17 protein-coding genes and 1 pseudogene are annotated in these 24,589 nt (G+C 72.9%); 6 read left to right on the top strand and 12 right to left on the bottom strand.

Annotated elements, in window-relative coordinates:
- Positions 1-113 precede the first annotated feature (113 nt).
- Positions 114-2,432 (bottom strand): nitric-oxide reductase large subunit, encoded by a 2,319-nt coding sequence (locus WMF45_RS18700; protein ID WP_437718234.1) that lies wholly within the window; start codon positions 2,430-2,432, stop codon positions 114-116.
- 282 nt (positions 2,433-2,714) lie between these two features.
- Between WMF45_RS18700 and WMF45_RS18695 the strand changes: the two genes are divergently transcribed.
- On the top strand, positions 2,715-3,125 hold the full coding sequence (locus WMF45_RS18695; protein WP_437718233.1) for a VOC family protein: 411 nt from the start codon (positions 2,715-2,717) through the stop codon (positions 3,123-3,125).
- Between the two features lie 150 nt (positions 3,126-3,275).
- Positions 3,276-4,637 carry a PQQ-dependent sugar dehydrogenase gene (locus tag WMF45_RS18690; RefSeq protein WP_437718232.1) on the top strand — a complete coding sequence of 454 codons (1,362 nt, stop codon included), beginning with the start codon at positions 3,276-3,278 and terminating at the stop codon, positions 4,635-4,637.
- Between the two features lie 21 nt (positions 4,638-4,658).
- Here WMF45_RS18690 and WMF45_RS18685 read toward each other — a convergent pair whose 3' ends face one another.
- The 4 genes and pseudogenes from WMF45_RS18685 to WMF45_RS18670 form a co-directional block, all read right to left on the bottom strand.
- On the bottom strand, positions 4,659-6,023 hold the full coding sequence (locus WMF45_RS18685) for an extracellular catalytic domain type 1 short-chain-length polyhydroxyalkanoate depolymerase (protein ID WP_437718231.1): 1,365 nt from the start codon (positions 6,021-6,023) through the stop codon (positions 4,659-4,661).
- A 231-nt stretch (positions 6,024-6,254) separates the two neighbouring features.
- Complete coding sequence (locus WMF45_RS18680; RefSeq protein ID WP_437718230.1) at positions 6,255-6,989, bottom strand: alpha/beta hydrolase family esterase; 735 nt, start codon at positions 6,987-6,989, stop codon at positions 6,255-6,257.
- Positions 6,986-7,135, bottom strand: a complete 150-nt coding sequence (locus WMF45_RS18675) for a hypothetical protein (RefSeq protein WP_437718229.1) — start codon at positions 7,133-7,135, stop codon at positions 6,986-6,988. Before WMF45_RS18675 ends, WMF45_RS18680 begins: the two co-directional genes overlap by 4 nt.
- A 730-nt stretch (positions 7,136-7,865) precedes the next feature.
- Positions 7,866-8,633: pseudogene (locus WMF45_RS18670) on the bottom strand (glycoside hydrolase family protein); the annotation flags it as partial.
- A 16-nt stretch (positions 8,634-8,649) separates the two neighbouring features.
- On the opposite strand from WMF45_RS18670, the gene WMF45_RS18665 reads away from it, so the two are divergent.
- A complete protein-coding gene (locus tag WMF45_RS18665) occupies positions 8,650-8,931 on the top strand; it encodes a hypothetical protein (protein ID WP_437719699.1) in 282 nt (93 codons plus the stop codon).
- Positions 8,932-8,968: 37 nt separating this feature from the next.
- On the opposite strand, the gene WMF45_RS18660 is transcribed toward WMF45_RS18665, so the two are convergent.
- From WMF45_RS18660 to WMF45_RS18645, 4 genes are all read right to left on the bottom strand, one after another.
- Positions 8,969-10,297, bottom strand: coding sequence for a DUF2403 domain-containing lipoprotein (locus WMF45_RS18660; protein WP_437718228.1), 1,329 nt, complete (start codon positions 10,295-10,297; stop codon positions 8,969-8,971).
- Positions 10,298-10,403: 106 nt separating this feature from the next.
- The gene (locus WMF45_RS18655; protein WP_437718227.1) at positions 10,404-11,687 is read right to left on the bottom strand and encodes a PEGA domain-containing protein; all 1,284 of its coding nucleotides are present in this window, start codon (positions 11,685-11,687) and stop codon (positions 10,404-10,406) included.
- Positions 11,684-14,431 (bottom strand): FG-GAP repeat domain-containing protein, encoded by a 2,748-nt coding sequence (locus tag WMF45_RS18650; RefSeq protein ID WP_437718226.1) that lies wholly within the window; start codon positions 14,429-14,431, stop codon positions 11,684-11,686. Before WMF45_RS18650 ends, WMF45_RS18655 begins: the two co-directional genes overlap by 4 nt.
- 2 nt (positions 14,432-14,433) lie before the next feature.
- Positions 14,434-16,140, bottom strand: coding sequence for a serine/threonine-protein kinase (locus WMF45_RS18645; RefSeq protein WP_437718225.1), 1,707 nt, complete (start codon positions 16,138-16,140; stop codon positions 14,434-14,436).
- 232 nt (positions 16,141-16,372) lie between these two features.
- Between WMF45_RS18645 and WMF45_RS18640 the strand changes: the two genes are divergently transcribed.
- Positions 16,373-17,020, top strand: a complete 648-nt coding sequence (locus WMF45_RS18640) for a histidine phosphatase family protein (RefSeq protein WP_437718224.1) — start codon at positions 16,373-16,375, stop codon at positions 17,018-17,020.
- Here WMF45_RS18640 and WMF45_RS18635 read toward each other — a convergent pair.
- Complete coding sequence (locus tag WMF45_RS18635) at positions 16,989-17,999, bottom strand: phosphotransferase family protein (protein ID WP_437718223.1); 1,011 nt, start codon at positions 17,997-17,999, stop codon at positions 16,989-16,991. The two genes, WMF45_RS18640 and WMF45_RS18635, sit on opposite strands and share 32 nt — an antisense overlap.
- 276 nt (positions 18,000-18,275) lie before the next feature.
- Here WMF45_RS18635 and nhaA point away from each other — a divergent pair, with 276 nt between their 5' ends.
- On the top strand, positions 18,276-19,685 hold the full coding sequence (nhaA, locus tag WMF45_RS18630) for a Na+/H+ antiporter NhaA (protein WP_437718222.1): 1,410 nt from the start codon (positions 18,276-18,278) through the stop codon (positions 19,683-19,685).
- Between the two features lie 31 nt (positions 19,686-19,716).
- Here the strand turns inward: nhaA and WMF45_RS18625 are convergent, their stop codons facing one another.
- Together WMF45_RS18625 and WMF45_RS18620 are read right to left on the bottom strand one after the other, a co-directional pair.
- Positions 19,717-21,417, bottom strand: coding sequence for a DUF389 domain-containing protein (locus WMF45_RS18625; protein ID WP_437718221.1), 1,701 nt, complete (start codon positions 21,415-21,417; stop codon positions 19,717-19,719).
- A gap of 114 nt (positions 21,418-21,531) precedes the next feature.
- Complete coding sequence (locus WMF45_RS18620) at positions 21,532-23,736, bottom strand: bifunctional alpha,alpha-trehalose-phosphate synthase (UDP-forming)/trehalose-phosphatase (RefSeq protein WP_437718220.1); 2,205 nt, start codon at positions 23,734-23,736, stop codon at positions 21,532-21,534.
- Between the two features lie 376 nt (positions 23,737-24,112).
- On the opposite strand from WMF45_RS18620, the gene WMF45_RS18615 reads away from it, so the two are divergent.
- Positions 24,113-24,571: a hypothetical protein gene (locus WMF45_RS18615; RefSeq protein ID WP_437718219.1), complete on the top strand. Its 459-nt coding sequence runs from the start codon at positions 24,113-24,115 to the stop codon at positions 24,569-24,571.
- The last annotated feature ends 18 nt before the right edge of the window (positions 24,572-24,589 follow it).

Here is a 24,589-nt window from a genome sequence, read left to right as displayed (position 1 = left end):
ATAGCGTGGAGGATCAAGGCTGTGCTCGACGCCACGCGCACATTTCGGGGCGCCGCTCGGCGCTGCGGCGAGGAGGCGCGCCAGCGCCCGGCAGGGCGCTGGCGCGCGGGTGCTCAGACCGCCGGCGCGCCGCTCGCAGCCGGCGCGGCCATCCCTGCCGCCTCACCTTCGGGCGCGGGCTTCGCCGAAGCAGCGCCCGCCGGCCGGCGGGTGAAGAGCCCCGCGACGAACCCCACGAAGGCCAGGACGCCGACGATGAACAGGGTGTCTCCGACGAGCCGCATCCAGCGCAGCGCCTCGAGGACCGGCTGCTGCATGAACTCCGCGCTCCGCGCATACCACAGCCCGCGCTCGACGCTGGCCCACGCCTGCGCCAGCCCGATCGGCAGGAGGCTCAGGAGGATCATGAGGCCGAGGCCGCCGTTCATCCCCCAGAACGCCACCCGGAGCCGCGCCTCGTTCCACACCGCGTCGGGGCGCAGGCGGCGGAGCATCACCAGCACGAGGCCGAGGGACAGGAGCCCGTAGACGCCGAAGAGGGCGGCGTGCGCGTGCACCGGGGTCGTGTTGAGGCCCTGCATGTAATAGAGGGCGATCGGCGGGTTGATGAGGAAGCCGAACACCCCGGCGCCCACGAAGTTCCAGAACGCGACGGCGACGAAGAACTGGATGGGCCAGCGATAGGCCTGCATCCACGCGCTCCGGTGCTGCATCTGCCAGGTCTCGTGCGCCTCCATCCCCACGAGGACGAGCGGCACGACCTCGAGGGCGCTGAAGCTCGCGCCGACCGCCATCACCGAGACCGGCGTGCCGCTGAAGTAGAGGTGGTGGAACGTGCCAGGGATGCCCGAGATGAGGAAGATGCAGGTCGACAGGATCGCCGCCCGCGCCGCGCTGTCCGGACGCACGAGGCCGAGCCGGGTGAACAGGAACGCGATCGCCGCGGTGGCAAACACCTCCATGAACCCCTCGACCCAGAGGTGGACGACCCACCAGCGCCAGTACTCCATGACCGACAGGTGCGTCTTGGCGCCGTAGAACAGCCCTACGCCGTAGAACATCCCGATGGCGACCGTGGCGCCGGTGAACAGCAGCACGATGTGCCGGCTCATGTCGCGCCGCGCGAGCGCGGGCCAGAGCGCGCGCAGCATCAGGAAGAGCCAGAGCGCGAGCCCGCCGAAGAGCGCTATCTGGAAGGCGCGGCCGAGGTCGACGTACTCGTACCCCTGGTGCCCGAACCAGAACGAGTGCTCGAGCGCGAAGCGCTGCTTGATCGACAGCCACTCTCCGGCGAGCGAGCCGAAGACCACGAGGACGAGCGCCCCGAAGAGGACGTTCACGCCGAGCCGCTGCCCCCTCGGCTCTCGCCCGCCCACCGCCGGCGCGAGGAACAGCCCCGTCGCGAGGAACGCGGTCGCGATCCAGAAGACGCCGAGCTGGACGTGCCAGGTGCGCGTCACCGCGTACGGCAGGTAGTCCGCGACAGGCAGGCCGAAGACCTCGTGTCCTTCCACCGTGTAGTGCGCGGTCAGGGCGCCGAGCGCGACCTGAAGGACGAGCAGCGCGACCACGACGAGGCAGTACTTCCCGACCGCCCGCATCGACGGGGTGAGCACCCAGCCCGAGAGCGGGTCGCGCGCCGGCGCGGCGACGACCGGCTCCTCGGCGCGGCGGAACGCGTGGTACCAGACGAGCGCGCCGATCCCGGCGAGCAGCAGCACGACGCTGACGATCGACCAGATCACGTTGGCGGCCGTGGGGACGTTTCCGACGAGCGGCTCATGAGGCCAGTTGTTCGTGTAGCTGGCGCCGGTGCCAGGGCGCTCCGCGGCCGTGGCCCACGAGGTCCAGAAGAAGAAAGCCGTCAGCTTGTCGCGCCGCCCGGCGTCGGGGACCGCGCTCGTGTGCAGCGCGTAGCTCTCGCGCAGGCCGGTGAGGCTCGGCTCGTCGCCGAAGAGCGCGCGGTAGTGCGCCGCTGTCTGCTCGATCGCCAGCGCGCGATCCTCGGAGACCGTGAGCGCGCCGGTCGCGGCGTCGTAGCCGTTCTGGCGCATCGTCCGCTGGAGCCGCGCCTTGAGCGCGGCCTGCGCCTCGTCCGGGAGCGCCGCGAACGCCGCGCCGTGCTCTCGCTGGCTCCAGAGCGCGAGCTGCGCCTCGGCCTCGCGATGGAGCCAGTCGGCCGACCAGTCCGGCGCCTGGTAAGCGCCGTGCCCCCAGACGCTGCCGACCTGCTGCCCGCCGATGCTCTGATAGACGAGCTGCCCGTCCAGGATATCGTCCTTCGTGAGCAGCACCCGGCCGGACGGCGTCTCGACCCGCTCCGGGATCGGCGGGGCCTTGCGGTACACCTCCCGACCCATGAAGCCGAGTATCAGGAAGCCAGCGGTGATGACGGCGGCGAGCGCCAGCCAGAGTCGTCGTAGGTTATGCATAGCGACCTCGTTGTTCGCGTGAGCCCCGGCGCGCCCGCGCCTCCGCGGCGCGACCTCGAGGGCTCCGGTCGTGACGCCCGGCTCTTAAGCAGCCGGCGTGCCTGACGGGTGCACCCCTCGTTTTCGTGGCGCGCGGGCATGCGCCGGAGGCGGCAAGGCGCACGTTTTGCACGAAGGCGCACCCGCGGCCTGGGCCTACCGTCGCGCCGGGGCCTCCGGGTGGGGTATCCTTGGCCGCGCGCGCCGCTCCCCTACCCCGGCGCCGTCGCGGAGGCTCTCCCCATGTTCAAACGCATCGCGCACGTCTGTCTCAACGTGAGGGATCTGCAGCGCTCGGTCGACTTCTACGGCAAGCTGGGGTTCGCCACCAAGTTCAGCTTCACCCGCGAAGGCGCGCCGTTCGGCGCGTACCTCGAGATCGCCGACGGCAACTATGTGGAGATGTTCGAGGACCGGAACCTCGGCGAGGTGGTCAATACCGGGATCGCCCACTTCTGCCTGGAGACCGACGACATGGACGCCGTGATGACGACGCTGAAGAGCCGCGACATCCCGTTCACCGAGAAGAAGCTCGGCTGCGACAACACGTACCAGATCTGGCTGGCGGACCCCGACGGCAACAAGTTCGAGGTTCACCAGTACACGCCGAACAGCACGCAGTACACCGGCGGGGTGATCGAGGCGGACTGGTAGGTAGCCGCCCACCGGGGCGGCAGCCAGGGTCGGAGCGAGGGGCCCTCCCCCGTCTGCTCGTGGCGAGAGCAGAGGAGATCGGCGGGCTCATCGGTCCAGAGGAGCGGTGGCGCGGTGGACAGAGGAGCAGCCGAATGGCAACCCGAGTCCATGCACAACCGAATCTCAGGCGGCCCGCGGGCCCGGCGAAGGGCGGCTCAGGTGCTCCTGGTCGGTGCCGGCGCCGGCGCGCTGGCCTCCTGCTCGCCCAAGCGCGCCGAGGTCACGCCGCAGCCGGCGCCCACCGACAGGATCCTCACCGGCGCCGACGCGCTGGGCGACTGGACGACGGACGCGCCCGGCGTGAAGCGCAAGATCACCGTCGCCGACCTCCCCGCGCCCAACGAGGGGGAGTCGGTGACCAACAGCCCGAACAAGGCAGAACGTCCAGCCGGTGCGTTCCCCAAAGTCCCGTCGGGATTCACCGTCGCCGAGCTCGCCACGGGGCTGGAGAAGCCGCGCGTCGTGCAGGTGGCGCCGAACGGCGACGTGTTCGTGGCCGAGAGCGCGGCGGACCGGGTGCAGGTGCTCCGGGACACGGACGGCGACGGCAAGGCCGACCTCCGCAGCGTCTACGCCGGGGACCTCAACCGCCCCTTCGGCATCGCCTTCTATCCGGCCGGCACCGACGCGCCGACGCACGTCTACATCGCGAACACCGACAGCGTTGTGCGGTTCCCTTACAAGGCGGGCGACACAACGGCCAGCGGCCCGGCCGAGGCGCTGGTCACCAACATCCCCTCGGGCAGGGAGGCCGTCGGCGGCGGCGGCCACTGGACCCGCGATATCGTCTTCAGCAAGGACAACCAGCGAATGTTCGTGTCCGTGGGCTCCCGCTCCAACGTCGATGACGACGAGGCCGAGATCCGCCGCGCGAGCATCCTGGCCTTCACGCCCGATGGCAAGAACGAGGTGCTCCATGCGTCAGGCATCCGCAACCCGGTCGGCCTGGCGATCGAGCCGGCGACGGGCGCGCTCTGGACGAGCGTGAACGAGCGCGACGAGCTGGGCGACAACCTGGTCCCCGACTACGTGACGCGCGTGCAAGAGGGCGGCTTCTACGGCTGGCCCTGGTACTACCTCGGCGGGCATCAGGATCCGCGGCACGAGGGCAAGCACCCCGAGCTCCGGGACAAGGTCATCGTGCCCGACGTGCTGATCCAGTCGCACTCGGCCTCCCTCGACCTCTGTTTCTACACGGGCCAGCAGTTCCCGGCCGACTACCAGGGCCACATCTTCGCGGCGGAGCACGGCTCGTGGAACCGCTCGCGGCGCACCGGATACAAGGTGATCCGCATCCCGGTCAAGGACGGCAAGGCGGCGGGGTATTACGAAGACTTCATGACCGGCTTCGTCACGAGCACCGGCGACGTGTGGGGTCGTCCGGTCGGCGTCGCGGTGGCCAGGGACGGCGCGCTGCTGGTGACCGACGACCAGAGCAACACCGTGTGGCGGGTGGCCTACGGCAAGTGAGACCCTGGTCTTCCCGCGCGCTCAGCGCGGGCGGCGCTTCGAGCGACCGAGCAGCAATCCCAGCGCCGCGAGGAGGAGACCCGCCTGGGCGCCGGAGTCTCTCGCGTCGTTGCCCACGGCGCAGCTGCAGCCGGAGCTGGAGCTTTCTCCTTCTGTCGAGTCGCCGGTCCCCGAGCTGGCGGCCTGTCCGTCCGCCCCCCCGGACGCGGGGTCCATCGCGCCGCCGCTGCCTGCGCTGCCGCCTGAGCCACTCACCGTGACCCCGCCCGCGCCTCCGGTCCCGGGCTCGCCCCCCGCGCCTCCGGTTCCGGGCTCGCCGCCCGCGCCTCCGGCTCCGGGCTCGCCCCCCGCGCCTCCGGTTCCGGCCGCGCCGCCTGCTCCTTCCGTGTCGCTGCCGCCGGGGACAGCGCCGGGACAAGCCGCCGTCTCTGGATCCTGACCACCGGCGGTGGTGAGGCCGAAATAGGCAGCGACGGCGGGTCCGTCGAACGGCACGGAGTGCCCGACGCCGTCCATCGAGAAGGCCTCATAGACGGTGTAGCCGCAAGCGCTCTTCCAGGACTGGCGCGTGGTTCCGCGCTTCGGCGTGTCGGTCCCGCTCGGGGTTTCGCTCAACCCCAGGAGGTTCGTCCACTCCTTGACGTCTTCAGCCATGTTCTTGTAGCTGAGGATCGTGTCGGCGGTGCCATGCCAGTGCTGCAGGCGCGGGCGATGGCCTGTGTAGCCGGGATAGTACGAACGAACGAGGTCTCCCCACTGCTGCCCGGTCTTCGTGACGTTGCCGCCCCCGCAGGGTCCGCTCCACTGGGCCGAGCTCCCCGTCCCGGTGACGTCGTTGTAGCCCTCGGCCCAGCAGCCACACGGAACGCCCATGAGCGACACGCCGGCCATGAACACGTCGGGGTACACACCGAGCAGCGCCTCGGTCATGATGCCGCCCGACGATCCGCCGACCGAGTACACGCGGCCCGCATCGCCGCTGTACTTCGCGAGCGTGTATTTCACCATCTGGACGATGGCCCCCGTGTCGCCGCCGCCGCCGTGTTTGAGCGATCGCGTCGATCCCGCATCCCAGCAGTTCTGCCCGGTGGCCTCCGGGAAGATCATGATGAAGCCGCTGGTGTTCGCGATGGACACCAGGCTCGACATCTCGCCGAACGTCCCCTGGCCATTTCCCTGGCAATGATGGGGGGCGACGACGATGGGAGGCTTGGTCGCCAGCTTGTCAGGCACGTAAATGTACATGTTGACGTAGCTGGGCAGGCCGTCCGCCCCCCATTCGCTCTGGTTGACTTTCTGCAGCGATGCCCCGCGCGCAGGCAGCGCAGCGAGCAGCGCCAGCGAGAGCGACGCGAACCCGAGGACGTGACGTTTGAATTGGTCCATCGAACAGAGACTCCATGTCAACGGCAACCTGGCACGCAAGCCAGCGCCGCTTTGTTTCGCGCACTCTAGAGCGACAGACGGGTTGAAACCCCCAGAAGAAACAGGAATTTCACAGGGAGCCGAGGAGGCGGGGAGCGAGAGATGGCGGGTCAAGGAGGGGTTCTTTTCTTCTTCCTCCCCGCCTCCTCGCCTCCCTGTGAAAATTCTCAGGGTTTCAACACGATGGGTGTTCTAGAACTGACTCAGGAACGCCCACACTTCCTCGGGCATCCACGACATCTGCTTCCCGGCGTCGTTCGGCGACGGGGTATGACCGCCGTCGTAGTCACACCAGCGGGTGGGGTGCCCCGCCGAGCAGCCCTTGTAGTCCGAGCAGGCGTGGCCACCTCTGGGCGCCTTGGCCAGGGACTCCACCATGCAGCCATTCTGCTTGGCGAAGAAATCGCTGTTGGAGGTCTGTCCGGCTCCGCCGCTCTCCTGCTGACCGAGCGAAGACATGAAGGCGACCGGCTTACAGCTCGCCGGCCGGGGGAGACCGCCGCCGGAGTGCACGACCGCGGCGCGGTAAACGTCCGGACGCGCGCAGGCCAGCGTCCACGCCATCGCCCCCCCCTGGCTGAAGCCTTCGAGCTCGATGCGCGAGGTGTCGATGCAGAGATCGCCCGTGACCTGCTTGAGGATGTCGTCGACGAAGGTCACATCGTCGGCTGACCAGATCCCGCCGACAGCGTCGGGCGCGATGAAGATGGTGCTCCCTTCGGAGAGCGACCAGAGCCCGAAATAGGAGGGCGCAACCTGGCCGCTGTTGCCCGTGGCCCCGTGGAAGGAGAGAATGAGCCGGTACGGGTGGCCGCTATCGTAATCGTCGGGGGCGCGCAGGGCGTATTTGCGGCTCTTTCCGCCGCTCTGCACGGTGCCAGCGCCGTTCTGGAGCGTGCGCATCTTGCCGCAGCCTGCGGACTTCACCGCGTCACCTCCACCTCCGTCCCCGCCGGCCCCGCCTGTCCCGGCGCCGCCCGCACCGCCTGCGCCGCCCGTTCCACCCGAGTCCGCTCCACCGGCGCCGGCGGTCGCTCCGCCGCTGCCGGCTGCTTCGCCGCTGCTCGTGCCACCGGAAGCGCTGCTCGACCCGGCGGTGGCTCCGCTCGACGCCCCGCTGGCGGCTGACACGCTCGAGCTGCCCGCGCCCGCAGCTTGTGCCGCGTCGCCGCCCTCATCGCCGCACGCCAGCATCGCGACGCTCGAGAGCAAACAGAAGACATGGATGCGACTGACGGCTTTCTTTTCGTGGTGCACAATGCCCCTCTGGTTGCGTTGCGCCTGCGCGAAGCGCTCACGTGAGACCGACGACGGCGAACGGCGAGATTGGCAGACAGTGGTCGCCAGATGTTCCGCGCCTGGAGCGCGCCCTGATGTCATCCCAGCCGAGCCCAACTGCTGCTCCTCCTTTCCCCCGGCATGCGCCTCGTCCGGAGCCATGGCGCGACCGTCGAGGTGGACGCGCAGGGCGCAGGACCCGGTGCGCCTGGCGGCCCATCCAGGGGAAGGCAAAAGAATATTCGGAGTGCCGAATGTGAACGCTCACATAGTCGGCGTCAATCACAAACTGGCGCGGCGAGCGCGAGGCCCGCGCCAGGCGGGGACCGGAGCTGGTGGCGCGGCGTGACCGCGCCTTCGAGCCTCACGCTCGCGTCGCTGACGGCAGCCGCACCGACGCGTTGCGGCGCGGGCCTGCCGCGCCGACGCCGCTCGAGGGGCGAGCGGCGGTGGGTCCAGGGAGCTGCGGCGTGGTGGCCACGGCGGGAGAGCGCGCAGGCGACCGGCCTGCCCGCCGCGTCATTCTCACTCCGTCGAGGCTCCGCACGCGTGCTGCGGCGCGCTGACGTAGGCTTGACCGAGCTCGTTGAGCTCGCCGTCGTCGCCGAGCAGGCTCGCGTGCCGGACGTTGTCGGCGCGGCCCGAGAACCACGCGTACTTCGCGATCCGTGGCTCGTTCTCGAGGTACGCCAGCGCGTCGACAAGGAACTCCTTCTGCTCGGCGAGGGAGCCCGCGCTGTCGCAGGCGAACTCCGTGAGCCAGAGGGGCTTGTCGAACCGTGACTTGTACGTCTCGACGTGGTTGATGAGCCACTGGGCCTGGTTGTCGCCTTCTCCCTTGCAGCCGGTGTAGATGTGGATGCCGATGTAATCGACCCGGCATCCGCTGCACGCGGCGAAGAAGTCGTCCAGGTACTTGAAGGGATCGGTCTCCTGGCAATCGCCGCCGCAGAAGTTCACGGCCGGCGACACGAGCGCGAGGCCGCGCGCGTCGGCCACCGCCTCGACGTGCGGCCAGAGCGCCGCGGCTTCGGCCGCGGAAAGGTCGGCCTGCGCCCCGAAGTTCGGCTCGTTGAACCCCAGCAGGAACCTCGCGCCCTCGGGGATCTCGGAGGCGATGCGGCCGGCGGCGGCGCTGTCGAGGTTGCCCCCGCCCCACACCATCGGCACGTACTCGACGCCGAGCGTCCTGTAATAATCGGGCCGGACCCCCTCGTCCGGCACATGAGTCCAGTTGTACCACCAGGACACCGCCGGGGAGAGGACATCCATGTCCGCCTTCGAGTGATAGCCATACGCGAGGCCGCGCTTGCAGCCCGCCGGCGCAGGGCCGCCGCTGCCGCTCGAGCTTGTTGCGCCGCTGCCGCTCGAGCTTGCTGCGCCGCTGCCGCTCGAGCTTGCTGCGCTGCTGCTGCTGGAGCTACCCGCGCCGGCGCCGCTCGCGCTTGCTGTGCCGCCGCTGCTCGCGCTACCTGCGCCGGCGCCGCTCGACCCCGACGACGCCTGTGCCTCGTCGTCGCTGCTCGAGCACGCCGGCGCCGCGGCGAAGGACGCGATAGCGGCGATGAAGACCCACCGCACCGGAAGCTGACGGAGATTGTGCATTGTGTTCCTCGGTTTCATGGGGCTCACTCCGGCAGGCGCATCGAGATCATGGCGTCGATCGAGCCGCGCGAGAGCCCGCCCGGCAGATCGGGGAGCATCTCGGCCGCGGCGGAGGGGATCCTCTCGGGGTGGATGACCGCGACCTGGATCGTGCGCTGCGCCTCATCGAGCAGGATCATGAAGTAACGATCGCCGCTGGGCCGGCGCCATGTCGGGCAGCCGTCCGAGGGCCCGCCGGCCTCGATGACGGGCCCCTTGTCGTAGGCCTTTTGCGCGCACGCATCGACCACCTCGACATCCTCGGCGAACCCGTCGCGATCGCAGCCGATCCCGCAGACGCTGCCGCCGATGTGCCCCTCCTGGTACGAGCGGACACCGGTGCTCATGAACTCGCGGTTGCTGTACTCGTTGTTGTCCATCACGACCTCGAACACGTTGATCTCGCCGCAGCCGTCGCCGACGGTGCCCGTCTTCGAGTAGCAGTTGCAGAGCCCGTTCCACTTGCGGCCGCCGTCGCGAATGAGCTCGGACGCGACGAACGCGACCCACGGGCCGGGGTGGCCCTGCCCGCCGCCGTCGCATTTCTCGACGCCCGCGTCGTCGAACGTCATCGACGCCAGGAAGACCACGAGCTTCGAGCCCGCCCAGCCGAGGTGCATGACGCCCGGATCGTCGGGGCAGTAATAATCCTTGCCGTCACCGCACGCGAAGGGCTTGTCCTGCGTGAAGTACGTGACGCAGTCCTTCTTCGTGAGGTCGCCCGTGAAATCGGCGGAGGTGGCCTGCCCTTCCGTGACGAGCAGATTGGAGCCTGCGCCGTTTTTCGCGTCCCACGATGAGACCATCTGCCAGGCGGCAGGGTCGCTGCCGGGCTGGTAGACGGCGAGCTGCTTCACGCGGATGGCCTTCATGATGAGGGTCATCTCTTCATCGAACGGGGCGAGCCTGTCGCTCGTCGTGGGATGCTCCGTCATGCAGCAGTGCCCGCCCCAGGTGTCGTCGCCGTCCTTGTAGTCGCACGCCGGGTCGCCCGGCTCGCGGTCGATGCGGCGGGGCCACCAGCCGGGCGCGCCGATGTTCGTGAACGTCATCGTGCCGCCGCGCGTGGGCGTGCTCGGCTCGGGGACGTGGGGGCCGAGACCTCCGCCGGCGCCCGTCGTGCTGGCGGACGGGCCTGCGCCGGCGCCCGTCGTGCTGGCGGACGAGCCTGCGCCTGCGCCCGTCGCGCCGGTGGACGGACCTCCGCTCGCCTGGCCCCCCTGGCCGCCCTGCCCTCCGACATCGCCTCCGTCACCGCAGGCGCACGCGAGGAGGACGAGGGCAGCCTGCACGATCAACGAGGAGCGCTTCATGCCGGTGACTGTCTCCGGAGCGCGCGCGTTCCGTGATGGAAAACGGAGGGTCAGAGTCGATAGGTCATCGCGAGGCCCACATGCGCGCCGTTGGGCTCCGACTCGACTAGAAACGCCCTCGGACACCAGCCGACAGAACTCCCACCGTGAACTCCGCGTCCACGCCGGGATCCCTCGGCGGCGGCGCGGCGGGCGGGGCGGCGCCAAGGCCCCTCGGCTCGTCGAACGCGAAGAGCCCGAACCCGACGGCGGCGGCCAGGAACGAGACCCCGCCGGCGACGGCCGCCGCCGCGCCGAGACTGCCGCGCGCGTCGACCGCGGCGTTGTAGCGATCCCGCTCGGACGGCGTGAGAGAGTCCGCGTCCTTCCTGTCCCGCAGCTCGACCGCCTCGCTCTGGCTCGCGAGGGCGAGGCCCCCGAGCACGCCGGTCGCGACGGCGCCCGCGGCGCCGACGCCGAGCACCGTCCACGCGGCGACGCGGCGGGACGTCATGCGGAGATCGGCGTCGAGCCCCACGGCCTGCTCGCGCGTCACGCGGAGCCCTCGCCGGAAGAGCTCGTATCCAGGCAGCGAGACCTCGACCACATGAACCCCCGGCTCGATCGCGATCGCGCCCGCCGTCGGCACCGTCCCCCTCACCTGCCCGTCCACGGCGATGCGCGCGCCGCCCGTGCCGGTCACCCGCAGCTGCGCCGGCTTCACGCGCAGCACGACGTGCCGCGGCATCAGCTCACCGGCGACCGCGACGACCGTGAGCTCCTCGTCGTCGTGCCCCGCCGCCTGCACGCGCACGCGGTGCGGGCCAGGAGCGACCGGCGCCACGAGCGGCGCCGCGACGAACGGCTGGCCATCCACCGACACCCGCGCCCCCTCGGCCGGCGACGACAGCAGGAGCCGCGTCCCGCCCGCCGCCGGCCTCGCGGCCGCCGCGGCGCCGCCGCCCGGCGCCGTCACGCCCTCGCCGCCCGGCGCCGTCGCGCCCTCGCCGGGGAGCCGCGCCTCCAGCGGCACGAGCGACCCGAGGGCCGCCACCGCCTCCTCGCGGCGCGCCGCCTTCGGATCCTGGCGCAGGTACTCGCGGTAGAGGGCGATCGCGCGGCGCAGCGCGTCCGGCGACGGCTCCGTGAGGTACTGCCGCCGGAACGCCTGCGCCGCCGAGAACAGGAGCGACGGGCTCGGCACGCGCTCGTGCGCCTCCAGGAACGCCTCCGCGGCGACCTGGTACTGGCCCGCCTCGTAGGCCTGCGCGCCGGCGTTGAAGTAGCTCTCCGCCTGCGCCACCTGCTCGGGCGTCGGGCGCGCGTCCGCCTGGGCCGCGGCGGGCGCCGCCGCGAGGCCCAGCGAGGCCCAGGCGAGCAACGGGCCGAGGAAACGCGCTGCCGCCCTCATTGCAGCACCGGCTTGCCGCGGAACACCTTCAGGAACGCGGAGCTCATCGCCACCGCGAGATCGTCGACGCCATCCCCGTCGACGTCGCCCGCGACCAGCGCGACGAAATCGCTGCCGGCCTCCGGCGGAGGCCCGGGGAACGCGGTGTCGATGCGGCGCAGCGCCCGCGCGCCGGCGTCGAGATCGTAGAGCTCGAGCCGCCCGGGCCCGGCCACGGCGACCTCGAGCGCGACGTCGGCGTCGGCGTTGAGCAGCGCCACGGCGAGGCCCGCGCAGGCCTTGTCGCCCTCGCAAGGCTCCGGCGCGACGAGCGCCGTCTCGTCGAAGCCCCCGCCGGCGCGGCCCCAGAGCGCGACGATCTCGCCGGTCTCCGCGCGGGCGAGGAGATCCTGTTGCCCGTCGCCGTCCAGATCCGCGACGAGCGGGCGCGGCGCGTACTTCGGCGGGTTCACGTCCTCCACGACGGCCTTGAACACGTGCGCCGTCTCCTGCCGGGCCGCCTCGACAAGCTTCTCGCCGTCGGCCGCGTACAGCGCGAGCTCGCCGTCGTTCAGCCACACGAGCTCGTCGCGGCGGTCGCCGTCGGTGTCGATCGGCGCGAGCACACACGCCTCGCACGGCGGCGCCCCCTCGCCGGGCCGGCCGGACGCCTCGGCGCGCAGGTTGTCCCCCTCCGGTGAGACGGCGATCAGCCAGATCTGCGTGCCTTCGGGCACGGGACCGGGCCCGCCCTCGACGGCGAGCTCCGTGATCGCGGCAAGGCGCTGCTGGGGTTCGCCGTCGGGCCCGACCGCGAACATGCCGCCCGCGACGCCGAGGAGCCGCACGGGCAGGATGGAGCTCGGCGCGCCAGGACCAGGCGGCATGCCACCCGGCGCTCCGGGAGGCGCGGCGAAGTAGAACGGCGCGCGGATGAGGCGATCGCGGCCCCCCTCGATGAGCGCCAGCCCGGAGCCGGAGCCCACCGCCGCGTCGGGCGGCCGCGGGAGACCGCGCAGGGCGAAGAGCTGCGCGCCCGTGGCCTCCGGGAGCACGCGGCCCGCAACGAGGCCGCCGGCGAGATCGAGGCGGCCGTGCCCGGCCGGCGCGGAGGGCGCGGCGAAGGCGTTGCCGTAGGCGATGTCGAGCCGGGTCGAGGGCTGCGGCGACGACGGCCGCGCCTGCTGGTCTAAGTAGGCGATGTCGTTCACCCGATCGCCGTCGAAGTCGCCGACGGCGAGGTAGTGGGGCGGGCACTGCGTCCCGACGCGCTGCGTGTAGAACGTGCCGTCCGAGGCGCCGGTGTACACCGTGATGTCGGGCAGCTGCGTCTCGGTGGCGACGATATCGAGGTGGCCGTCGGCGTTCACGTCGGCGGCGATCGCCTCGCACCCTCCGCCGATCGAGCCGCAGACGGGAGACTGGAACGGCGCGCCGGGGCGGCAGCCGAGCGGCACGAGCTCTGGCCCGGGGCGGTCTTTCTCGAAATCGCCGGCGACGAAGATCCGGTCCGGATCGGCGAGCGCGGCCTCGAGCTCCGCGTCATCGAGCGAGAGCGCGCCCGTGCGCTGGTCGGGCGAGCCGCCGGACGGGAGGCTGGGCGTCGAGTGGAAGCGTCCGTCGCCGAGGCCGTACGCGACGTGGAGCTCGCCGCTGCCGGCGCGGACGGCGTTCACGACGATGTCGAGGAAGCCATCTCGGTTCTGATCGTGGACGGCGAGCGACGCGTTGACGTCGCGGATCCTCGCGCCGCCGCCGAGCAGCACCTCGGGCAGCGCCGCGAGCGCGCTCGATCCCGCGGGGCCGCAGACGGCGTAGATGCGGATCCGATCGTCGCCCCGCTTCGCCACGATCGCCTCGTCGCAGGCCCCCGGGTCCGCGGCGGCGTCTCCGTCCAGATCGGCGGCGACAGCGGCCGCGATGTCGACGGGGGCCACGACGTCGCCGTCGAGCGTCTGCGGCGTCGCGGCCGGGTCCGACATCACCGCGATACGGCCGGGGCCGCCGCTCGCCGGCGGCTCGCCGCCCGTACCGCCGCCGCTCGGGCCCCCCGTCGCGGCGGCTGCTCCGAGGAAGATCAGCGCGGCGTCGCGGCCGCGCAGCCGCGCAGACAGGAGGCGCGCGGCCTCGCTGTCGAGGCGCGTCGTCGCGTAGAGCGTGGGCGCCATGGCCCCGCTCTCCGAGGCGGAGAACACGAAGAGGCCGTTCGCGGCGCCCCCCGGCGCGGAGACCACGTCCCCGCGGCCGGCGACGATGAGCTCCAGCTGGCCGTCGCTCGTGAGGTCGCGCAGGATCGGAGCGGGCGACGTCTCCTCGCTCGACGGCGCCCGGGCGATCGGGAGCGCCTGCTCCGCCTGCGCGCACAGCCCAGGCGCCTGGCTGGGGAGCGCCGTGATCGTCGTGCTCTCGAGCGTCGTGTGCACGAGCTCGTCACAGCCGTCGGCGTTGATGTCGCCGGCCGAGAGCTCCATCGCCGTGACCATCGTGCGCGCCGAGAGCTCCTCGAACACACCCGTGGGGCGCCGGCAGACGCCGTCCGCGCCGCACCCGTAGCCGCCGGGGCACACGAACGCTTCGGCGCCCCCGCAGAGGTAGCGGCACTGGTGCGCGCTCCCGGGCGCGCCGCAGCCTTCCTGCCCGTCGCAGGCCTCGTCCGGCGCCTCGACGACGCGGTTGCCGCAGACGTCCTCCTCGAGCAGCGAGAGGTTCGCGCAGCCCGCCGCCGCGATCGCCAGGACGATCGACGCTCCGTGAGATGCCTTCATGGTCAGGGTGCTCCGCGGAGGCTTTCGAACGCCGGCTTCTCCAGATCGGTGTGGTGCTTGCGCGGTCGGGTCGCCCGGACGCCCGACGGCGCCGTGGTCGACGCCGCGCCGGCCGCCCCGGCGACAGGCGCGGCCTTCGCCGGTCCCCCCGCGGCGGCTCCCGGAGCCGCCTGGGCACCGAGGGGCGCGGCGCCCGCGACGGGCGGCGCGCCGGAAGGATCCGCGGCGCCGGACGGCCCGCCCGTGGCGCCCGCGCCGGCCAGCGGCGCGCCGAGGGGGCCCTGGGTGCTGGACGGCGCGCCTGCGACGCCTGCGACGCCTGCGGCGCCGGGCGGCGCGCCCGTGGCCGCTGTCGGGGCGGCATCGCGGGTCGAGGCAGCGTCGCCGCCAGGGCGGAGCCACGCGATCGCCCCGGCCACCGCGCCGCCGAGGAGCAGCACCGCGAGCACCCCTGCGCGGCGGGCCTGGGCTCTCGGCGCACGCGCGGGCTCGCTGAGCGGGGCGAACGCCACCGTCCGGCCGATCTCGGCGGGCGCCACCGAGCCCGGCGGCATGGGCTGCGTGCGCCCCGCCGCGGCCGCCCCGCTCTCGCCAGGGCTGCGCAGCGTGCCGGAGGAGCCGCCGTTCCCGGAGGCGCCGCTCCGGGACGCGCCGCCCCCGTCCGCGCCGCCGCCCTCCTCCGGATCGAGCGCGTCCACCACGTCGGTCGCCGCCTCGGAGCTGACGTCCTGCGAGCCGACGGACACCACGCGCGCGCTGCTCCTGGGCCGCGCGGCACCCGCGCTGTCGAGCCCCTCGAGGCCGAGCTTGCGCACCTGCTCGACGAACGCCTGGACCGCCGCACCGGCGGACGGGGGGCGATCCTCGGCGCGCTTCTCCAGCATCGCCGTCACCGGAGCGTCGAGCTCGGGCGGGAGATCCGCGCAGACCTCCGACGCCCGCGGCGGCGGGTGGAGGAGGTGCATCATCATCACGTCCATCATCGACTCGCCCTGGAAGACGAGCGTTCCCGTGAGCACCTCGTGGGCGATCACGCCGAGGGCGTAGATGTCCGAGCGATGGTCGACGCCCTTGCCGCGGACCTGCTCGGGCGACATGTACGCGGGGGTCCCGACGGCGACCCCCGTGGCCGTCTTGTGGGCGAGCGCCTCGTCGGCGAGCTTCGCCACGCCGAAATCGAGCAGCTTGGGGAAGTGGCGGCCGCCCTTCTCGATCGCCACGAAGATGTTCTCGGGCTTCAGATCGCGGTGCGTGATCCCCGCCGCGTGCGCGGCGTCGAGCGCGTCGGCGATGCCCTCGAGGACGGGGACGGCGCGGCCCGGGGAGAGGCGCCCCTCGCGCCGGATGAGCGCGCCGAGCGTGAGCCCGTCGAGCAGCTCCATGACGAAGTAGTGCCGCCCGTCGACGACGCCGAAGGAGAAGATGTCGATGATGTTGCGGTGCCGGATGCGGTTCACCGCGCGCGCCTCGCCGACGAAGCGCGAGACGACGGTCGGATCGGACGCGAACCGCCGGTTCAGCACCTTGATCGCGACCCGCTTGCCGATGAGGGGGTGCTCTCCCGCGTAGACGTCGCCGAACGTCCCCGCGCCGAGCAGCCGCTCGACGCGGTACTCGCCGAGCATCGTGCCCGGCGAAAGCCGCGCGTCCTCCTCGAAGAAGGCCTCGTCCGGCAGCAGCGCGTCCCCGTGCTCCGGACAGGTCGCCACATCCTCCGGATAGACCGAGCGACACGCGGGGCAGGTGGCCATCGACCGTCACGCCAGTCTAGGCGCCGCCGCCAGTGATGAACAGCGCGGCGAAGCGCGCGCCCGCGCCGGCCCGGCTCGCTCGCACCGCCGGGCGACCACGGCGCTAGGGTGAGCCCGTCGCGCGCGGCGCTCGATCTGGCCGCGGCTCACGCTAGCTTCCGGGCCGAGCCCCCCTGCTCCGGTCCGACCCATGCACCCCTCTCTCCTGGTCCTCGTGCGCCACGGCCACACCGCCGGCAACCGCGCCGGCCCCGCGACACCGATGAGCGGGTGGACCGACACGCCGCTCGACGCGCGAGGGCGTGAGGAGGCCGAGGCGCTGCGCCGCCGCCTCGCCGGAGGCCCGGCGTTCGACGCCTTGTACTCCAGCCCGCTGAGCCGCGCGCTCGAGACGGCGCGGATCGCGGCCGGCGCGTGGGGCCCGGTCCGCCCCCACGACGGGCTGCGCGAGATCGGCTGCGGCGACGTGGACGGCCTCCCGATCGAGGAGGTCAAGGCGCGCCACGCCCCGCTCTGGGAGGCGCACCTGCGGCAGGCCGACGACGATTTCCGCTGGCCAGGCGGGGAGAGCTACCGCGAGCTCCGCACGCGCTGCCTCGCGACGATCGCGGCGATCGCCGCGGCGCACCCGGGGCAGCGCGTGCTCGTGGTCACGCACGCGGGCGTCATCGGCCAGATCCTCGGGGCGCTGCACGGCGTCGCGCCCGCGCGCTGGGAGCCGTTCCGACCGGGCAACGCGAGCCTCACGTCGCTCTCGTGGCAGGGCGAGCGCGGCGTCCTCCTGCGCTTCGACGACCGCGAGCACCTCAGCTCCAGCACGCGTCGGCCCGGCGGATGACGCGCAGCCAGTCCGCCGCGTTCCGTGCCGCGGCCTCGGGCGCGCCGGGCGCGCTCGCGCCGCAGGCCATCGCGAGGTGGTGCCCGAGCGCGCCCGCGAGCGCGTTGGACGCCGCCGCGAACCAGTAGACGTCGCGCAGCGGCCGGGTCAGCGCGGGGGCGAGCCCGCGCGCCGAGAGGTAGCCGGCGAGCAACGTATCGTGGCGGCGCCGCGCCTCCGGCTCCCAGTACCCGAGGGCCTGGAGCCACGAGCTCACGTCCTCGAGCGGCGAGCCGATCCGCGCGCGCGCCCAGTCGAGCAGCACCGGCTCCACGACGCCGTCGCGCCGCCGGACCATGACGTTGCCCGGGTGCACGTCGCCGTGGATCACCGCGCGGCCGAGCGGCTGGAACGCGAGGAGCTGGCGGCGCATCGCGGGCAGCGCCGAGACGACCCGCCGCAGGGCGGGCAGCGTCCGGGCGAGCGCCGGGAGCTCGCCGCGGGGCAGGCGCTCGGCCAGCGAGAGGGTATCGCGCGCCATGGCCAGGTTCTCGGCCTCGTAGTCCCAGGACGGCAGCGCGGCGCCCTGCGCCGCCTCCGCGTGGAGGCGCGCCAGCCGATCGAGCACACGGGCCGTGTGCCCGCTGTCGGCCCAGGGCCAGGGGTGCGCCGGCTCGATCCGCTCGAGGTAGAGCAGCCAGCGCCCGCGCCCGAGCCGCTCCGCGCCGAGCAGCTCGGGCGAGAAGCGCCGCCCGACGGACCTCGAGAGCCGCCGGTAGACGGCCGCCTCGCGCGCGGCGGTGCCGTGCACGAGCTTGGCCACGAGCGTGACCCGGCGAGCCCGCGCGCCGCCGCGCAGCCGCGCGGTGACGAGCGCGACCTCCGAGCAGAGCCCGCCGGGGAGCGGGCGTATCTCGACGGCCGAGTCGCAGACCGCATCGCCGTGGCGGGCGACCAGAAAGGCCGTCACCGCGGCGCGCTCCAGGGCATCTCGCGTCATCCGCCACCTCCCGGCCCCACGATGCGCCGAGGCCAGCTCACGATCCACCCTGCGCCTCGAATCCGATCCATGCGCCTGGCCGCGCCGGAGCGGCGGCGCCCGGTCGCCCCGGAGCGACGCGCCCGGCCCGGCGCGCCCGTTCGCGCTGGATCCAGTCGCCTGAACGAGTATTCTCCCGTGCGGGTGTCGCGGCGGCGGAGCGCCGCGACAGGTGTTCATGGGACGGTCGGGCCGCCTTCCCCCCTCGCGCGACGTCGCTCGCGCCTCGGTGGTTCATTGAGCCGATCCCCCTCTCACGAGCTTGCCCCCGGAACCTGGGCCCCCGCGCGCCGCATCGCCGAGCGCGTCCTCGGCCCGATCGAGCGCTTCTTGCACGTCGAGGCCGCCAGCGGGATCGTCCTGCTGATCGCGTCGGCCGTCGCCCTCGCGTGGGCGAACTCGCCGTGGGGCGACGCCTACGAGCACCTCTGGCACGTCCCGATCACGCTCAGCGCGGGCTCGCTGGCGTTCACGCAGCCCCTCCACTTCTGGATCAACGAGGGGCTGATGACGATCTTCTTCTTCGTCGTCGGCCTGGAGATCCGGCGGGAGATCCACGAGGGGGAGCTCTCGGATCTCAAGCGCGCAGCGCTGCCGGTCGCCGCGGCGGTGGGCGGCATGATCGCGCCCGCGCTCCTCTACCTGTCGCTCAACGCCTCGCCGGTCTCGCGGCACGGCTGGGGCGTCCCCATGGCGACCGACATCGCGTTCGCGGTGGGCGTGCTGGCGTTGCTCGGCAAGCGCGTGCCCCCTGCCCTGCGCGTGCTCCTCCTCGCGCTCGCCATCATCGACGACATCGGCGCCATCATCGTCATCGCGCTGTTCTACTCCTCCGGCGTCGCGTGGAGCGGCCTGCTCGTCGCGGCCGGCGGGGGGCTCGCGGTGCTGCTGCTCCAGCGCTTCGGCGTCCGCTCGCCCGTTGCCTACGTGGCCCCAGGCGCGGTCGTCTGGTGGGGCATGCTCCGCGCCGGCGTCCACCCCACGATCGCCGGCGTCGCCATCGGGCTCCTGACGCCGGTGCGCTCCTGGTTCGGCACCGAGGGGTTCGTCGCCGCGGCGCGCGACGCGGTGGACAGGGTCGCCGCGCTGAACGAGCGCGACGGCCACCGCGCGGACGAGCTGCTCAAGCCCCTCGGGCGGATCCGGCAGGCCCAGCGTGAAGCGCTGCCGCCCGTGGTCCGGCTCCAGGCGGCGCTCCACCCGTGGGTCGCGTACGGCATCATGCCGCTGTTCGCCTTCGCCAACGCCGGCGTCCGCATCGATGCTTCCTCGCTCGGCCACCCGGCCTCGGGGACGATCCTGCTCGGGGTCATGCTCGGCCTGGTCGCCGGCAAGCCGCTCGGCGTCTTCCTCGCGAGCTTCGCGATGGTCCGGCTCGGCGTCTGCGCCTTGCCGCGCGGCGTCGGCTGGCGCGGGATCGCGGTCGTTGGCTGCGTCGCGGGCATCGGCTTCACGATGGCGATCTTCATCGCGGGCCTCGCCTTCGGCGACGCCGCGATGCTCGCCGCGGCGAAGCTCGGTGTCCTGCTCGCCTCGGCCGTGGCGGCCGTTGTGGGGCTCCTCGTCGGCAGGCTCGTGCTGTCCGGAACGCCGGCGCCCGGCGCGGCGCTGACGCTCGAGGAGGCCGAGGGGTCGACGGAGCAGTAGCCGCCGCCAGCGGCCGCCCGCGCGGCGGGCCTCAGCGAGCGCCGGCGTCCGCCGGGGCGCCGGCGTCGGCGGGCGCGGTCTCCGGCGGCGCGCACGGCGTGGCCGAGACGACCGCCTCCCACTGCGCGCCCTCACGGACGCGGACCCGATCCGATCGCAGGGCCGGCAGGGACCGGAGCGCCGCGAGGACCGCCGCGATCTCCCCGCCCGGCTTCTCCCCGACGGTCGTGGGCACCTCGACGCACCCGTGGAGCGCCTCCACGTCGTCCACCCAGGCGAGCGCGGGCCGCGCCTCCTGGAGCCAGAGCCACCCGCCCGCCGGCTCGGCGACGATCGGATCGCGCGGGATGGCGCGATCCTGCACCGCGACCTCCGCGCCGAGCTCACGAGACAGCGCGCGCCCGAGCAGGTCCGCCGCCGGGGCGCCGAGCGCGGGGCCGACGTGCACGACCTCCACGACGGCCGGCTCGTTCTCGGGGAACCGGAGCCGCCACGCGACGAGCGGCCCGGCCGCGTGCGGCCACGCGCCCACGAGCGACCCGGTGAGCTCCTGGCGCAGGAGCACGAGATCGGGTTCCCTGCGCACCACGTCGATGGGCTTCGAGCTCGCCCTGACCGACGCCGCCACCTCCTCCAGCGCGCTCGCGTCGAGGACCGCGATCACGTCGACCTTCGGGGTCATGCCCGCGACGGCGGCGATCTTGTCGCGCAGGTCGTCCTCGATCCGCTCCGCCTCGTCGGCTCGCCCGAGGGTCACGAGGCGCACGGCGACGCTGCCGTGGTCGACCGACACGCTCGACCGCACCGTGCTCTGCGGCAACGCGTCGAGCATGCGCAGGATCGCCGTGCGGACGCGCACCTGCCACGACACCCGCGCGAGCGCCTCGCGGAGCGGCAGGTACACGGCCCCGAGGAGCGCGAGCGGCATCAGCACGCGGAAGATCCACCCGTGGCGCAGCCCGAAGAATACCTGCAGCGCGCGCGCCACGCGGCGGATCGCCCCCGGCTTCTGCTTTGCGAGCTCCTCGTGCTCGAGCTCGGCGGTGCTGACGGCGCTGTAACCGAGGAGCAGGAAGCAGAGGATGGCGAACAGGAGGATGGCGCAGAGGTTGGCCGTGAAGAGGAGCGCGGCGCCGCTCGCGATGCTCTTCACCCGGGTGCCGATCCCGTAGCCGACCACGCAGAGCGGGGGCACGAGCGCGATGCCGATGGCCGTGCCCGCGGCCGTCGAGGTCGTGTCCGACCCGGGCCGCGCGGTGGTGTAGGCGGCCGCGATCGCGCAGAAGATCGCGATGAGCAGATCGAGCGCCGTCGGCGAGGTGCGCGCGGCGATCTCCGACGTCACCTCGTAGAAGGGTAGCGTCAGCGTGAGGACCGCGGCGCTCGTCACGACCATGACGACGCTGAAGGCGACGCGCGTGAAGGAGCGCAGCGCGAGGAACGGCGAGCCGATCGCGAGGCCCATCCCGAGCTCGACGATGGGCCCCATGAGCGGCGAGATCAGCATCGCGCCGATGACGACCGCCCCGCTGCCGAGGACGAGCCCGAGCGAGGCGATGCCCATGGCGAGGAAGAGCTGGAGCCAGTAGCCCGCGGCCCCCCGGGCGCTCCGCTCCAGCATGCTCCGGACGAGGGCCTCGCGGGCCTCGGGCTCGATGCCGAGCGCGGCCGCGATGCGGTCCTGCAGGGCCGCCCCTGCGGCGGGCGTCTCACGGCCGGGATCCTGATCCATGGCGCGCGTTATAACGCGCCTCTCCGCCGCGCTCGCCCCGCGAAGCGCGGGCCGGTCGTGGACATCGCCGCGCCGCGAGCGGCGGCGGCGCCGGGCAACGACGTCAGGCATCCATCAGGCTCCGCGTCCGGCATCGAGGCCGGCGTGGACCGAGCGCAGCAGGGTCCGCACCGCGCCCGGGTCGGGCAGCCGGTAGGCCGCGCGGCTGCTCTCGTTGCCGACGTGGATGGTGCACGCGGAGCGCGGGAGCGCCGCGAAGATGTCCTCGTCCGTGCGGTCGTCGCCGATGGCGATCACCGCCGCCCTCGCGGGGACGTCGCCCAGGATGAGCGGCACGACCCTGCCCTTGTGGACGCTGCGCGGCCGGACCTCGACCACCTTCGCGCCGGCGAGGATCTCGAGGGTGTCCGGGAGGATGGGCTCGGCGAGGCGCGCGCGCAGCTCGCGCACGCGCTCGACCGAGAGCTCGGGCTCGGCGACGCGGTAGTGCCAGGCCAGGGTCACCGTCTTCTCCTCGATGAAGCTGCCCGGGGTGCGCCGCGTGAAGTCCTCCAGGAGCGCCCGGATCTCGCCCTTCCACGCGGCGGCGTCCGACTCGAGCGCCACCCAGCCGTCGCTGGCCCTGGGCCGCGACCAGAAGCCGTGCTCGGCGTGGAGATCGAGCGGCATCGCGCCGAGCCAGCGCTCGATGTCGGCGCGCCGGCGGCCGCTCACGACGTGGACGCGGTCGCGCTCGGACAGCGCCCTGAGGAGCGCGAGGAGCTCCTCGTCGGGCGCGGCGAGGTCAGGCACCGGGGCGAACGGCACCAGCGTGCCGTCGTAGTCGAGGATCCACACGCGCTGCGGCGCGAGGCGAACGCGCTGGACGACGCTCTCGGGCATCCCCCGGCGCGACGGCGCGGCGGCCCCGGCGGGCTCACGAGGCGCGGCGCGCTCGAGATCGTCCAGGAACGACTGCGCCCACGCGTGGACGTCGTGCGCGGCCACGCGGCGGCGCAGCGCCGCCATCCGGAGGCGCTGCTCGGCGGGCGGCATCGCGACCGCTCGCTTCACGGCGGCCGCGACCGAGCCGATGTCGTACGGGTTGACGGAGATCGCCTCCGCGAGCTCCGAGGACGCGCCCGCGAACTCGCTGAGGATCAGGGCGCCGTCCTCGTCGATCCGCGCGGCGACGTACTCCTTCGCGACGAGGTTCATGCCGTCGCGGAGCGGGGTCACCAGCATGACGTCGGCGGCGAGGTAGAGCGCGACCACCTGCTCGAACGGCAGCGAGCGGTGCATGTAGTGGATCGGCGTCGCGCACGTCGTCCCGTACTGCCCGTTGATGCGGCCGACCATCTCGTGCACGAGCCGCCGGAAGTCGGCGTACGCGCCGGCCATCTCGCGCGTGGGTACGGCGAGCTGGAGGAAGCGGACCTGCTCGCGCAGCTCCGGCTCACGCTCGAGGAAGCGCTCGATCGCGAGCAGGCGGCGCGGGATCCCCTTCGTGTAATCGAGGCGGTCGATCCCGAGCACGATCTTGCGGCCGCGCGCCTCGGCGCGGATCCGCGCCGCCTCCTCCCGGACGCCGGGGTGGCCCGCGAGCCGCTCGATCTCGGCGGCGTCGATGCTGATCGGGTGCACCCCCAGCGCGACCCTGCGCCCGTCATGCTCGAGCGCCGCCTCGCCCGGCTCGACGCCGAGCACGTGCGCCGCCGAAGCCGCGAAGTTCCTGCGATATCCGGCCGTGTGGAAGCCGATCAGGTCGGCTCCGAGCAGGCCCCTCACGATCTGCTCGCGCCAGGGGAGGATGCGGAAGACCTCCGCGGAAGGGAACGGGACGTGGAGGAAGAAGCCGATGCGCGCCGCGGGGAGGCGCCGCCGGAGGAGCGCCGGGAGGAGCAGGAGCTGGTAGTCGTGCACCCAGATCGTGTCGCCCGGCGTGTACTGCGCGGCGACGACATCGGCGAAGTGCTCGTTGACCCGCTGGTAGGCTTCCCAGTCGAGCTCTGCGTCCAGGTTCACCTTGTCGAGCAGGTAATGGAACAGGGGCCAGAGGACGCCGTTCGAGAAGCCGTCGTAGAAGCGGTGCTGCTCCGCGGCTCCGATGTGAACGGGGACGGTGCGCACCCCGGCGAGCGCCGCGTCGGCATCCCGCCGCTGCTCCGGGGAGAGGCTCGCCACGCTGCCCGGCCAGCCGATCCAGAGCGCGCCGAGCCGCTCATGGGGCCCGCGCATGGCGGCGGCGAGGCCGCCCGAGGAGCGCGTGAGGCAGAGCGCGCCGCGGTCGACGCGCACGCTGATCGGGAGACGGTTCGAGACGATGAGCAGTCGGGCCATGGAGCTCCCCTCCTCGACGGGCGACGAGGCGCCGCTCTCCGGGCGCGAGGCGCGGCACCTCCCTCATCCGCCGGTCGCGAGGCGCGCCGGCGCGGGGACGAGCCGCGCGCCGCGAGGCGCGGTGCCGCGAGCCGTCAGAAACGAACAGGGCGCGACGCCCACCGCGGGATCGCCGCGGGCGAGCGGCCGAACGAATTCTTTGAACTCAAAACATATGGCGCGGCGTCGCGCAAGCTGTTCCGGCACGCGGGAGGGCCTCGCGCGTCGATCGCTCTCTGCCGTCGCGGCGCGTCGAGCGCCGATGGAGGGAAATGCGGGTCGATCACCCGGCGAAATTATTTTGATCTCAAACGATGAGCAGGCTAGAAATTCTGTTATGAGCCTGTCCTTCTCCGGGCCGAATGGGTGGATCGAGCAGCGCTGGATCGTGTATGCGCTGATGCGCGACAGCATCCAGCACCACCTCGAGGACGGGCGGCCGAGCGCGGAGTTCGCGACGATCCATGGCGCCGCGGGGGCGCTCGGCGGGCAGCGCGTGGTGCTCCCTGCGCGAAGGCTCCACGACGAGCTCAGCCGCGCGCGGGCCGAGCTCGCGGGCCGCCCGATCGACGACCTGGCGATCAGCGGCCGGACCCGCTCGGTCCTCAGCCTGCGCTGGCCGCCGCCGGAGGAGCTCGAGACGATGCTCGTCACGGACTGGGGGGACTCGGTGCCGCTGCTCGGCGCGCCATGCGGCGACAGCCTCGACGACGTCTTCGGCCACCTGCTCGATGGCCTCTTGCGCATCACGGAGGGGGCATCCGAGTCGGATCACGTCGAGATCATGGACCTGTAAGCGCGCGTCTCGCCGGAG

The organism is Sorangium sp. So ce448 (genome assembly GCF_051520915.1).
GTDB lineage: Bacteria > Myxococcota_A > Polyangia > Polyangiales > Polyangiaceae > Sorangium > Sorangium cellulosum_B.
The sequence above is the reverse complement of the archived record's forward strand: the minus strand, read 5'-3'. Positions and strand labels throughout refer to the sequence as shown.